Origin of the sequence: Gemmobacter sp. 24YEA27, assembly GCF_030052995.1 — a bacterium.
In the GTDB taxonomy this organism is placed as follows: domain Bacteria; phylum Pseudomonadota; class Alphaproteobacteria; order Rhodobacterales; family Rhodobacteraceae; genus Pseudogemmobacter.
The window spans coordinates 132,003-144,684 of record NZ_JASJPW010000001.1 but is presented as its reverse complement, the minus strand read 5'-3'; the positions used below and the strand labels follow the sequence as shown (position 1 = coordinate 144,684).

Genomic DNA, 12,682 nt, shown 5'->3' with positions numbered 1-12,682 from the left:
GATGCAGCGCGGCAATGTGGTAAACGACAGGCAGGGTGCCGGGCCGGAGGGGGGGGCGCGCAGCGGGCGGGCCTCTTGGTGGCCGCGGGCCTGTCTTGTTGCGGCCATGGGGCTTTTTCTGGCCGGTTGCGGCCCGGCGCGTCAGCCCGCTGAGGTGACGCCACAGCCGGAGCACGGGGCGCTCAGTGCGGCGGCGACCGCTCCGGGGCCTGCGGCGCTGATCCACGAGGTTGCACGGGGCAAGGGCCGTCCAGAGCGGATCACCTATCTCATCCCCGGTGCGCTTTCGACTGCGCGTATCTTCGGTACGCTGCGCCGGCCTTCGGGGTCGGGCCATCTGGTGATGGAGTACCGCTTTCCGGGGCTCGAAGGCCAGCCGATCGACCCGCCGATGCGCGTGGCACAGGTCGCGGCTGCCATCGCGCGCCATGCGGCGCAGTATCCCGGGGCCCGGATCGAGATCCTCGGCTTTTCCACCGGCGGTGCTATTGCCATCGAGGCGGCGGGCAGGATCGGACCGCAGCGCTCCGTTCGCGTCGTGGTCCTGTCTGGGGTGACACCTTTCCCCGGCGCCTACGAATCCGGGGCACGCGGCATGCTGGCGGTCGGGGCGTCGGCGCTGACGGCGGGATCACTGGCGCCGCGCGCGGTCTGGGGCGAATATTACAAGGTGCTGCTTTATGGCTATGGCTGGCGCAAGGACCCGACGATCAGGCGCCTGGCCGAAAGACGGGCGGCACGGGACCGCGATCACCTGATCCTGCCCGTGAAGGGCCTCGGCCGGGCACATACCGGCGATCTTCTGGGCTGGACCCTGTCGCCCGCCGCCCTCCGGTCGGGGGCCAGTATCCTTTTCCTGCATGGCAGTGTCGATCCGGTGTTTTCCCCGGGCGGGGTGGGGCGGCTTGCGAGACGGCTGGATGCCACCCTCTGCGTTGTCCCCGGCGGCGGTCATCTGATGCTGGTCACTCATCCGCGTATCGTCGGGCGGATCGGGGCCTTCCTGCGCGGCACCTGGCAGGCGGAGGAATGCCGCTGATCGCCAGCGCCGGGAACCCCCGGCGGTTGAACGCGTTAGATCTCTGTCCTGGAACCAATGCGAAAGGAGATCATCATGAAAGGAATTGGCGCCTGGTTGCTGGGTATCCCGATCCCGATCATCATTATTCTCTATCTGTTTGACGTATTCTGATCCGGGTAAGGCCAGACCCTGACCTCAGGTTTCTCTGACCTGAGGCTTCCCTGACCAGAGCTGGCCTGCCTGACAATGCAGGCCAGCCCTCTGGGCAAGCATGGTGCAAAGCGGCAGCGGATCCGCCGCATGATGATCACCTCACTGCCCTGCAAAGCCCTACAAATGTCCCCGCCACAAATGTCCGAACTGTCCGCACATTATTTGCGGGAAGGGCAGGGTTTGCGGACCGTTCACACAGACAGCGGCAGCAGGCCATGGCACTCGTGACATTGATCTCTGGCGGAGTGGTCCGCTTCCTGAATGGCCCCGGCGCGCCGGTCCTCGGCTCAGGGTTTCCAGGCACTCTGCCTCTCTGGATCACTCTCGCGCCCGGGACAACGCTTCTGGCGGGCCTTTACGCACCGCTGCCGCGTCGCGACCTCTGAACCGACGGGGCCTGAGCCTGTCGGTCTGACCCTGGCGTCAGATCTGACCTGCGATGGCAGCAAGGTGACGTCGTGAGAACGCCGTTTTGGACCTGAAAGGCCTTGCCTCTTTAATCGCCGCTCCCCACGCACCCGGCGCCCTTACCCGGGAAGCCTCGGGCTCTCACCCTGAGGCTCCGACCCAGGGCAACCTGCGGCAGATTTCAGGGCGCCGAGGGTGCGGCGGTTGCCCGCCGTGATCCGCCGGTAAACCGCGCAAAGCCCAGCTTTCACTTGCCCTTTCCTGCATTTCGGGGCATAGGACAGTTGCGACGTTATCTTCTTTCGACCTGTCTCCGCCAAACGGCCTACAGCCATCGACTAAAAAGCTGACTGCGCCAGTCCGCCACATAACGTGGGCGGAGATACGATCAGGAGAGCTCACGATGGCAAATGGCACCGTGAAATGGTTCAATGAAACCAAAGGTTTTGGCTTCATCGCCCCGAGGGTGGCAAGAAAGACGTCTTCGTTCACATCACCGCGCTGGAGCGCGCCGGTCTGCGCGGTCTGAAAGACGGCCAGGCTGTGACCTTCGACATCGAAGCCGGCCGTGACGGTCGCGAATCCGCGATCAATATCGCACTGGCATAAGCCTTCAGGCGCCAGTCGAAACAGAAAGGGCGGCCCGCGGGACCGCCTTTTTTATTTGTATGCCGCGTACTGGTTCAGACCCGTTCTGGAGACAGCCCGGGCAGGGGGGGCCTCAGGCGGCTGCCCAGCGGGTCAGATCACGCAGCGCATGTTCGCAGCCGATCCGCAGGCTCAGATCCGAAACCGGTGCCCGCAGCAGGATCGGCTCTTCACGGGCGTCTGGGAAGACATGGGTCGGGAAACCGGCGCTGATCAACACCACCGGCAGCCGCGACTGGACCGCCCTGAGGGTGCGCGTGACCACCTGAGCCACATTATCTGCGCCCAGACTGTCGCAGTCGAACACCACCACATCGCAGCCGCCCGGATCGTCGATCACGACCGAGAGTGCAGCGTAAAGCTCGGCTTCGGTTTCGATCCGCCCCCCCAGAGCGCCCAGCCGTGCGGCAAGGGGCGCGGCCTCGGTGCCGGTGACGCAGAGCACCCGAAACGCATGACCGATCCTGACGGCGCCGCCAAAGTCAAAGGAGTGATAAGCCTGCATGGGGAAATTCCGGGGATGTGGGGGTGATCGGATGCCGGGAGGAAATTCTCTGTCTCATGTGATCTTGCTGGCTGATTGCGCTGATTTCAGGGGCGGATTCAGGAATTTCCGCGTCAGATCTGCCTTGATGCTGCCATCTTGATTGTGGGGACGGCTCCGTGCAGGCTGCCCGCATCAATGACAGCAGGGAGGCGGAGATGAACCAGCACAGTAATCTGACCCATGAGATCCAGCGCTGCGACCTTGCAGCGGCCTTCCGCTGGACGGTGCGGCTCAATATGCATGAGGCGGTGGCGAACCATTTTTCGCTGGCGGTGAACCCGGGCGGAACCCGGTTCCTGATCAATCCGAACGGGCGGCATTTCTCGCGCATCACCGCCACCTCGCTGGTCGAGATCGACGCGGAAGACCCCGATACGATGCAGCGCCCCGATGCGCCGGACCCGACCGCCTGGGGGCTGCATGGCGCCATTCACCGCGCCTGTCCGCATGCGGTCTGTGTGATGCATGTCCATTCGGTCCATGCGACGGTGCTGGCGGCGCTTGAAGACTCGCATCTGCCCGCCATCGACCAGAATTCCGCGATGTTCCATGGCCGCCAGGTGGTTGATGGCCATTATGGCGGCATGGCGTTCGAAGAGGAGGGCGCGCGCTGTGCCGAACTGCTCGCGGATCCCAAGATCCACACGCTGATCATGGGCAATCACGGTGTGCTGGTGATCGGTCGCTCGGTCGCCGAGGCCTTCAACCGTCTCTATTACTTTGAGCGCGCTGCCGAGACCTATATCCGTGCCCTGTCGACCGGACGGCCCCTGCGGCTGATGTCGGATGCGGTGGCGGAAAAGACCGCCGCAGAATGGGAGGCCTATCCCGGTTTTGCGAACGCCCATCTGTCCGAGATCCGCGCGATCCTCGACCGCGAGGAACCCGATTACGCCGGCTGACATGAAACGGCCCGCCTGATGACAGGCGGGCGGTATCTTCTGGCCGATCAGTTGCCGGCGCCGGCCTTGCCGATCCCGGTCTGACGACGGTGTTCCAGCACGCCCTCCAGCCAGCCCAGTTCCATCTCTGGCACCGAGGACAGCAGCAGGTCGGTGTAATCGTCGAAGGGCGGTGCCAGTACATCGCTCTTCTGCCCGTAACGCCGCACTTCGCCCTTATACATCACTGCGATCTTGTCGGCGATGGCGCGCACGGTTGCCAGATCATGGGTGATGAAGAGATAGGCCATCTGCGTTTCGGCCTGCAGTTCCAGCAGCAGTTTCAGGATGCCATCCGCCACCAGCGGATCCAGCGCCGATGTGACCTCGTCGCAGATGATCAGCTTCGGTTTTGCCGCCAGCGCCCGCGCGATGCAGACACGCTGTTTCTGACCGCCCGACAGTTCCGCCGGGTAGCGGTCGGCAAAGCCTTTGCCCATCTCGATCTGGTCGAGAAGCTCCTGCACCCGCTTGTCGCGCGCGCTGCCTTTCAGGCCGAAATAGAACTCCAGCGGCCTGCCGATGATGGTTCCGACCGTCTGGCGCGGGTTCATCGCGGTATCGGCCATCTGATAGATCATCTGGATCTGGCGCAGATCGTCGCGCGTGCGCCCGGCAAAGGCGGCGATAGCTGGCGCCCGTCAAAACTGATCCGGCCCTTTGACGGCGGCAAGAGGCCGGTGATCGCCCGCGCCAGCGTTGATTTGCCCGACCCGCTTTCGCCAACCACTGCGAGGGTCTGTCCCGGCGGCAGATCAATCGTAATATTCTTCAGAACATCGAAATTGGTCCCGGCATAACGCGCCGTGACGCAGTCGATTTTCAAAAGCGGCGCGTCTTCGGGCTTTTCCGCATGCTCGATGCTGCGGACAGAAACCAGCGCTTTGGTGTAATCCTCGGTGGGGCGGTTGATGATCTGATCGGTGGTGCCGAGTTCGACCTTGCGGCCATGACGCAGCACCATGATCTCGTCTGCCACCTGAGCCACCACGGCGAGGTCATGCGTAATGTAAAGGGCGGCGACACCTGTATCGCGGATCGCCTCTTTGATCGCGGCTAGAACGTCGATCTGGGTGGTCACATCCAGCGCCGTGGTCGGCTCGTCAAACACCACCAGATCAGGCTTCGGGCAAAGCGCCATCGCCGTCATCACCCGCTGCAGCTGCCCGCCGGAAACCTGATGCGGATAGCGGTTGCCGATGGTCTCGGGCGAGGGCAGGCCGAGCTTGCGAAACAGGGTGATCGCCCGCGCCTGGGCCTCGGATTTCGACATGAGGCCGTGCGACAGGCAGGTCTCGATCACCTGATCCATCAGCCGTTTCGACGGGTTGAACGAGGCCGCCGCCGATTGCGAAACGTAAGTCACCTCCTTGCCCCTGATCCTGCGCATGCTCGCAGGAGAGGCCGTACGGATCTCGCGCCCGTTCAGAAGGATCTCGCCCCCGGTCAGCCGCACGCCACCACGGCCATAGGACATGGAGGAGAGGCCAATGGTCGATTTCCCGGCGCCGGATTCGCCGATCAGCCCCAGAACCTTGCCCTTTTGCAGCGTCACATCGACGCCATGCACCAGGGTCACGTTCTTTGGCGGCTCGCCCGGCGGGTAAGACGTGGCCTCGATCACGAGACCACGGATTTCAAGCAGCGGCCCGTCATGGTGTTTTGGTTTGGCAGGGGTCATCCGCGGCCTCCTTTCAGGCTGGAGGTGCGCGACAGCACCCAGTCGGCCACCAGGTTGACCGAAATCGCGAGCGCTGCGATCGCGAGCGCCGGCACCAGCGCGGCCGAGATCCCGTAGGTCAGACCGTCCTTGTTCTCTTTCACCATGCCGCCCCAGTCGGCCAGCGGCGGCTGCACGCCAAGACCAAGGAAAGAAAGCGTCGAGATGAAGAGAACCGCGAAGATGAACCTGAGGCCGAATTCAGCGACCAGTGGCGACAGCGCATTGGGCAGGATCTCGCGAAAGATCACCCAGGTGCCTTTTTCCCCGCGCAGGCGCGCCGCTTCGACATATTCCATCACCGCAATATCCATCGCGACCGCGCGGGCGAGACGGAAGACGCGGGTTGAATCGAGCACCCCCATCACAAGGATCAGGACCGTAAGGTTCAGCGGCAGGACGGACAGCAGCACCAGCGCCACGATCAGCGACGGGATCGCCATCATCAGATCGCAGATGCGCGACAGGATTTGGTCGGTCCAGCCGCCCTGGACTGCCGCCATGAAGCCAAAGAACGACCCCATCGAGAACGAGATGACCGAGGCCGCCAATGCGACAAAAATCGTTATCTGGCCGCCTTTGATCAGCCGCGAAAGGATGTCGCGGCCAATCGTGTCGGTGCCGAACCAATGCGTGGCAGAGGGGCTCTCCCACTGGCCTCCAACGGGCAGATCATAGGCATAGGGCATGATCAGATCGGCGAAGATCGCCGAAAACACAAAGATGCCGGTAAGGACAAGGCCGATAATGGCTGAGGGCGGTATTCTCATTTCGGATGCCTCAGTCTCGGGTTGGCGATGATCGAGGTTACATCGGCGATGATGTTCAGCCCGATATAGACGGCGGCGAAGATCAGCCCGACGGCCTGCACCACCGGCAGGTCACGTTTGGTCACATGGTCCACGAGATACTGGCCTAGCGCATTGTAAGAAAACACCACCTCCACGACGACGACGCCCACGACCAGGTAGGCGAGGTTGATCGCCACCACCGAGATCACCGGCGCGATCGCATTCGGGAAGGCATGTTTCCAGATGATTGTCATGGGCGAGAGGCCCTTGAGCTCTGCCGTCTCGATATAGGCCGATTGCATGACATTGAGGATCGCGGCGCGCGTCATCCGCATCATATGCGCGAGCACCACCATCACGAGGACGATGACCGGCAAAGCCACGGCCTGCAATTTCGCCCAGAAGCTCATGCCGGGAAAGACTATGGCGACGGGCTGGAAGACCGGGAAGACGATCGTGAGCAGGTAAATCACGAAATAGGCGGCAACAAATTCCGGCAGCGAGATCGTGGTCAGGGTGATCGCCGAGATCACCTTATCGGGCCAGCGCCCGGCATAGCGGGCGGCGACCGCGCCAAGGATCAGCGCCAGCGGCACCGCGATCACCGCGGCGCATCCCGCAAGGAACAGCGTATTCCCCAGGCGTTGCCCGATGGCCTGCGCGATATCGACACCATTGGTGAGGGCCTTGCCCAGATCGCCGGTCATCACCCCGCCGAGCCAGTTGAAGTAGCGCGTCAGCGCGGGCTGATCGAGCCCCATCTGCGCGCGCAGGTTCTCCAGTGCCTGGGGGGTCGCGGACTGGCCGAGAATGGCCTGTGCCGTATCACCGGGCAGGGCCTCGACGCCGAGGAAGATCACCGCCGAAACTGCCAAAAGCAGCACGAGGCCCAGCGCGATGCGCTGGACCAGAAGTTTCAGGATTGGATGCACCGATGCGTCCTCAGACCAGCCAGCACTTGGACGGAGCGCGGTAGTTCATCATCTCGGCATTCGGATCGTCCACCCAGCCGCCGATTTCCGCGGACCGGATACCCGCCACGAATTCGTTGAACATCGGCAGGATCAGACCGCCCTCGTCCCGGACAATATGCGCCATTTCCGAGTAATCGGCCTTGCGCTTGGTCTCGTCCAGTTCCGCCCGTGCCGCCAGCAGCAGCTCGTCGAATTTTGCGTTCTTAAACCTGGTGTCATTCCATTCCGCAGTGGACAGGTAAGCGGTGGAATACATCTGATCCTGGACCGGACGCCCTCCCCAATAGCTGGCGCAGAAGGGCTGCACATTCCAGACATTGGTCCAGTAGCCGTCATCGGGCTCAAGCTGGATCTGCAGCGGAATGCCGGCGGCCTGGGCCGAAGCGGCAAAGAGGTTCGCCGCATCAACCGCGCCGGGGAAAGCACCCGGTGCCGTGCGCAGGATGATCGGGCTGCCGTCATGGCCGGATTTGTCATAAGCCGCCTTGGCCGCCGCCGCGTCATATTCGCGTTGCGGGATGCTGTCGTCGAACAGCGGATAGGCCGCATTGATCGGGAAATCATTGCCCACAGAGCCAAGCCCGCCGAGCACCTTTTCCACCATCTCGTCGCGCTTGACCGCAAGCTTCAGCGCCATGCGCAGATCGTTATTGTCAAAGGGCGCGGTGTCGACATGCATGATAAAGACATAGTGGCCGCGACCAACCGCGCGCCGCACTTCGACGCCTGGCGCACCCGCCAGCAGCTGCGCGATTTTCGGGTCGATCCGGTTTATGATATGAACCTGACCCGATTGCAGCGCGGCAGTGCGGGCGGTGTTGTCGTTGATCGAAAGAATCTCGACCGTATCTGCGTGACCCGTATTCGGATCCCAGTGGTTCGGGTTCTTTTGCAATACGTAGCGGACGCCCGGCTCGAAGGTCTCAAGGATATAGGGGCCGGCACCGATACCGGCATTGGGATTGTCGTATCCGCCACCGGGCTGGATGATCAGGTGGTAATCGGTCAGCAGGTAAGGAAGGTCAGCCGAAGGCGCATCAAGCGTCAGCGTCAGCTTGTCGCCTTCCGCCTTCATATCGGTAATGCCCTTGACGATCCCGAGCGCGCCCGACTGTGCCTGTTCATCGGTATGGCGCTTAAAAGTCGCAAGCACGTCTTCGGCAGTGACCGGCGCTCCGTTCGAGAAGGTCACCCCCTCGCGGATCTTGAAGGTCCAGACTTTCGAATCCGGGCTCGACGAGACCTCTTCGCCAATCCGGAAATCAATGGTTCCGTCCGGCTTCATATCAACGAGCTGCTCGCCCCATTGCGCATTGCCGACCTGCGGCACGACCGAAGCCGCCAGCGCCGGATCGAGCGTATTGGTGCTTTCGCCGCCTGCCAGGCCCACACGGAGGGTGCCGCCCTTTTTCGGCTCGGCCAGGGCCGCTTTAGTGAACAGCGCCGAGGCCAGCGCGGCAGAGACGCCCATCGCGGTGGTCCGGCCGATGAATTCGCGGCGGTTCATTTTGCCGGCGCGGGCACGGGCGACCATCCAGTCGAGTTTCTCGGACATTCATTTTCTCCCTGTCGGTTTTCTGTTGGTTTATCTCCGGTCCGCCTTTTGGCATCACCGGATTCTGTTTTTGATTATTGAGTCAATAAAAGCGTGAAGCGCGGCATCGGGCAAATGTTTTCGTTGCGGACAAACCCTGCGGTTGTCCGTCGAGACCAGACAGAGGCAGATGCCCCGGAATATATCAGTCTCTGGTTGTCCATGCTGGCCGCACCGGTTCCGGCACAACCGCGATGGTGTGAAAGATGAGGCGGGGCAAAGCTGCCCCCGGGCCAGGCCCGTCTGTCTTCAACCATATCGCGGCAAACATAAACGCGCGCCGTCCAGTAATGCAACCCATTGGCAGAAAAGACCTTCCTGGCGGCGTTTTCGTCAGCACAGCAAGGGCCGGGCCGATCCTGTCTCTGTTGGCATGGCACCTTTGCGGGCGATCTTGCCCGTTTTGCCTCGGTGATGCTGCCTTGCCCGGAATGCGTCATGGCTGCCTTTCAGAAGGGAGCGCGTAAGCCCGAGTAAATCCACGATCCTTGCGAAAAGTAGCCTGAAAGCGGCAGGTCTTTGTCTGAGAACGCCCTCGCGCCCGGAGGGAGCCGGAAATGATCTTGCGCCGCATCGGAACACGCGCCACCAAATTGCGAAATCAATACCGTCTGCAGGGGAATGAAGATGAATGCGCGTCCGAATATTCTGATCCTGATGGTCGATCAGCTGAACGGAACGCTGTTTCCCGATGGCCCGGCCGCCTTCCTGCATGCGCCCAATCTCAGGAAGCTCGCGGCGCGCTCGGTGAGATTCGCGAACAGCTATACCGGCAGCCCGCTTTGCGCGCCGGGGCGGGCTTCGTTCATGTCAGGCCAGCTGCCGCGCCGTACCCGCGTCTATGACAATGCCGCCGAATTCACCTCGGATATCCCGACCTATGCGCATCATCTGCGCCGCGCGGGCTATCAGACCGCGCTCTCGGGCAAGATGCATTTTGTGGGCCCCGATCAGCTGCACGGGTTTGAGGAACGCCTCACGACCGATATCTACCCCGCCGATTTCGGCTGGACGCCCGACTATCGCAAGCCGGGCGAGCGGATCGACTGGTGGTATCACAACCTGGGCTCGGTCACCGGGGCGGGTGTGGCCGAAATTACCAATCAGCTGGAATATGATGACGATGTCGCCTTTCAGGCGGTGCAGAAACTTTACGACCTCTCGCGCGGCGGGGATGCGCGGCCCTGGTCGCTGACCGTCTCTTTCACCCATCCGCATGACCCCTATGTCGCGCGCCGCAAATACTGGGATCTTTATGAAGGCGCCCCGGAATGCGAGCCGCCCGAGACCATCCCTTTTGACCGGATGGACCCGCATTCAAAGCGTCTGATGGAGGCCTGCGATTTCCGCGCCTTTGACATCACGCCTGACCATATCCGCCGTGCCCGTCAGGGCTATTTCGCCAATATCTCCTATATCGACGACAAGATCGGCGAGATCCTCGATGTGCTTGACGCCACGCGCCAGGAGGCGGTGGTGTTTTTCGTCTCGGATCACGGCGATATGCTGGGCGAGCGGGGCCTGTGGTTCAAAATGAACTTCTTCGAGGGCTCGGCGCGGGTGCCGCTGATGATCGCGGCGCCGGACCTTGCGCCGGGTCTCGTGGAAACCCCGGTCTCGACCATCGACGTGACGCCGACGCTTTGCGCGCTGGCAGGGATCGATATGTCAGAGGTGATGCCCTGGACGGCAGGAGTCGATCTTTTGCCCGTCGCCGCAGGGGCAGCGCGCGGCCCTGTTGCGATGGAATATGCGGCCGAGGGCTCGATCTCGCCACTGGTCTGCCTGCGTGAGGGGGCCTGGAAATACATCCGCTGCGCCGCGGATCCCGATCAGCTTTATGACCTCGCCCATGACCCGCAGGAACGCCGCAACCTCGCCGAAGACGCGCGGGCCGGCGAAATCCTCGCCTGGTTCCGGGCCGAGGCCGACCGGCGCTGGGATCTGGCCGCCTATGATGCGGAGGTGCGGGAAAGCCAGGCCCGGCGCTGGGTGGTTTATGAGGCATTGAGGAACGGGGCCTGGTTCCCCTGGGATCACCAGCCGCTCCGCGCCGCGTCCGAGCGCTACATGCGCAACCACATGGATCTCAACGTGCTGGAGGATTCCAAACGGTTCCCGCGCGGCGAATGATCCCTCGCCCGGCAGCCGTGCTTTCAGCAAATCTTCACAATGCTGTTATCAGGTGATCCCGTTCCGGCGGCTGTGCGATCCGCCCCGGATAAGGTAAACACAGGCGGCATAACCGGGGGAATCGGTCGGTGATTTCAAGACGTGGATTGCTTGCGGCGATGCTCGCCAGCGCGGCGCTGCCAGCTTGCGGCGAGGTGATGACCTCTTCGCCGCGTCCGAAGCTCAGAGGCGATGGCCGCAGCGACGGCAAAGCGGCACCGGGGCAGAAAGCCGCTGTGACCACCGATGCCGAGGCGCTTGTCCAGGCGGCGAAACTGACGGGAACGGTTGGTTTCGTGCTGATGGATGCAAAGACCGGCGCGGTGCTCGAGGGGCGCGAAGCGGGGACAGCCCTGCCGCCGGCCTCGGTGACCAAGGCAGTCACCGCGCTTTATGCGCTGGAAAGGCTCGGGGCAGGGCGGCGCTTTGCGACCCGTCTTCTGGCCACCGGCCCGGTCCAGGGCGGCGTGATCCAGGGGGATCTGGTTCTTGCGGGCGGCGGCGATGCCACGCTGCAGACCGATCAGCTGGGCGATCTGGCGGCACGGCTGGCCAAACGCGGCGTCAGGGGCGTCTCGGGACGGCTGCTTTATTGGGAGGGCGCGCTGCCCTATGCGGCGCGTATCGCCGCTGATCAGCCGGACCAGGTCGGCTATAACCCGGCGCTTTCGGGGCTGAACCTGAATTTCAACCGTGTGCATTTTGAATGGAAAAAGGCCGGTGCCGACTGGTCGGTCGCGATGGATGCCCGGGGCGAGCGGTTTATCCCCCAGGTCTCGATGGTCGGGATGAAGGTCGCCAGCCGCGAGACCCCGCTTTATACCTATAAGGGCGGCGCTTCGCGCGAGGACTGGACGGTCGCCTCCGGCGCGCTTGGCAAAGGTGGCTCGCGCTGGCTGCCGGTGCGGCTGACCGGGCTTTACACCGCCGAGGTCTTCCGCACCCTCGCGAAAGCCCAGGGCGTGACCCTGCCCGAGGGCCAGGCGGTCCAGGCCCTGCCGCGCGGCGATGAACTCGCCCGGGTGGAAAGCGAGGCGCTTCCCGAAGTCCTGCGCGGCATGCTGCGCTGGTCCACGAATATCACCGCCGAGTGTTCGGGGCTGAGCGCCTCGGGCGCCGGGAGTATCGCCGCCTCGGGCCAGGCCATGACCGCCTGGGTTCGGCAGAGCTTTGGCGTCGGCGCGAGCTTTGCCGACCATTCGGGCCTCGGTGGGGCTTCACGGATCTCGGCGCAGGATATGGCGCAGATCCTGCTCCGCGCAGCCCGTGACGGGCGCGGGCTGAAGCCGATCCTGCGCGATGTCGGCATGAAAGACGCGCAGGGCAAGGTGATCAAAGGCCATCCGGTCAAGGTCATGGCGAAATCCGGCACGCTGAATTTCGTCTCGGCTTTGGCGGGCTATATTACCCCGCCAGGCGGGCGCGAGATGATCTTCGCGATCTTCACCGGAGACCCGGCCCGCCGCGATGCGGTTCCGGTCGCCGCGCGCGAGAACCCGCCCGGATCCGAAGCCTGGATCAGCCGCTCGCGCAAGCTCCAGGGCCAGCTGATCAGCCGCTGGGCCTCGCTTTACGCCTGAAATCGAGGGCGCGGGAAGAAGCCCCGCGCCCGGTTTTGCCTGATGATCCTCGTCAGTTTCGCAAGGCGACCCC

8 protein-coding genes and 2 pseudogenes are annotated in these 12,682 nt (G+C 63.2%); 5 read left to right on the top strand and 5 right to left on the bottom strand.

What is annotated here, in order from left to right; translation table 11 throughout:
* The first annotated feature begins 106 nt into the window (after positions 1-106).
* Positions 107-1,039: an alpha/beta hydrolase gene (locus tag QNO18_RS00815; protein ID WP_283176135.1), complete on the top strand. Its 933-nt coding sequence runs from the start codon at positions 107-109 to the stop codon at positions 1,037-1,039.
* Between the two features lie 1,006 nt (positions 1,040-2,045).
* Positions 2,046-2,251, top strand: a pseudogene (locus tag QNO18_RS00810) (cold-shock protein).
* A gap of 112 nt (positions 2,252-2,363) precedes the next feature.
* Here the strand turns inward: QNO18_RS00810 and QNO18_RS00805 are convergent.
* A complete protein-coding gene (locus tag QNO18_RS00805) occupies positions 2,364-2,795 on the bottom strand; it encodes a hypothetical protein (RefSeq protein WP_283176134.1) in 432 nt (143 codons plus the stop codon).
* 197 nt (positions 2,796-2,992) lie between these two features.
* On the opposite strand from QNO18_RS00805, the gene QNO18_RS00800 reads away from it, so the two are divergent.
* Positions 2,993-3,739: a class II aldolase and adducin N-terminal domain-containing protein gene (locus QNO18_RS00800; RefSeq protein ID WP_283176133.1), complete on the top strand. Its 747-nt coding sequence runs from the start codon at positions 2,993-2,995 to the stop codon at positions 3,737-3,739.
* 47 nt (positions 3,740-3,786) lie between these two features.
* On the opposite strand, the pseudogene QNO18_RS00795 reads toward QNO18_RS00800, so the two are convergent.
* The 4 genes and pseudogenes from QNO18_RS00795 to QNO18_RS00780 all read right to left on the bottom strand — a co-directional run bounded on the left by QNO18_RS00795 (position 3,787) and on the right by QNO18_RS00780 (position 8,818).
* A pseudogene (locus tag QNO18_RS00795) lies at positions 3,787-5,459 on the bottom strand (ABC transporter ATP-binding protein).
* On the bottom strand, positions 5,456-6,268 hold the full coding sequence (locus tag QNO18_RS00790; protein WP_283176132.1) for an ABC transporter permease: 813 nt from the start codon (positions 6,266-6,268) through the stop codon (positions 5,456-5,458). The pseudogene QNO18_RS00795 and the gene QNO18_RS00790 overlap by 4 nt, the downstream one beginning before the upstream one ends.
* Complete coding sequence (locus tag QNO18_RS00785) at positions 6,265-7,221, bottom strand: ABC transporter permease (RefSeq protein WP_283176131.1); 957 nt, start codon at positions 7,219-7,221, stop codon at positions 6,265-6,267. The genes QNO18_RS00790 and QNO18_RS00785 overlap by 4 nt, the downstream gene beginning before the upstream one ends.
* A gap of 10 nt (positions 7,222-7,231) precedes the next feature.
* Positions 7,232-8,818 (bottom strand): ABC transporter substrate-binding protein, encoded by a 1,587-nt coding sequence (locus tag QNO18_RS00780; protein WP_283176130.1) that lies wholly within the window; start codon positions 8,816-8,818, stop codon positions 7,232-7,234.
* Between the two features lie 666 nt (positions 8,819-9,484).
* Between QNO18_RS00780 and betC the strand changes: the two genes are divergently transcribed.
* Entirely contained in the window at positions 9,485-10,990 is a 1,506-nt protein-coding gene (gene betC / locus QNO18_RS00775; protein ID WP_283176129.1) for a choline-sulfatase, read from the top strand.
* A 128-nt stretch (positions 10,991-11,118) separates the two neighbouring features.
* On the top strand, positions 11,119-12,609 hold the full coding sequence (dacB, locus tag QNO18_RS00770; RefSeq protein WP_283176128.1) for a D-alanyl-D-alanine carboxypeptidase/D-alanyl-D-alanine-endopeptidase: 1,491 nt from the start codon (positions 11,119-11,121) through the stop codon (positions 12,607-12,609).
* Positions 12,610-12,682: the final 73 nt, after the last annotated feature.

Bases quoted from the DNA above. Each gene is read 5' to 3' on its own strand.
- QNO18_RS00790 (WP_283176132.1), bottom strand. From the start codon at position 6,268: ATGAGAATACCGCCCTCAGCCATTATCGGCCTTGTCCTTACCGGCATC.
- QNO18_RS00805 (WP_283176134.1), bottom strand. From the start codon at position 2,795: ATGCAGGCTTATCACTCCTTTGACTTTGGCGGCGCCGTCAGGATCGGT.
- QNO18_RS00815 (WP_283176135.1), top strand. From the start codon at position 107: ATGGGGCTTTTTCTGGCCGGTTGCGGCCCGGCGCGTCAGCCCGCTGAG.
- QNO18_RS00800 (WP_283176133.1), top strand. From the start codon at position 2,993: ATGAACCAGCACAGTAATCTGACCCATGAGATCCAGCGCTGCGACCTT.
- QNO18_RS00780 (WP_283176130.1), bottom strand. From the start codon at position 8,818: ATGTCCGAGAAACTCGACTGGATGGTCGCCCGTGCCCGCGCCGGCAAA.
- betC (WP_283176129.1), top strand. From the start codon at position 9,485: ATGAATGCGCGTCCGAATATTCTGATCCTGATGGTCGATCAGCTGAAC.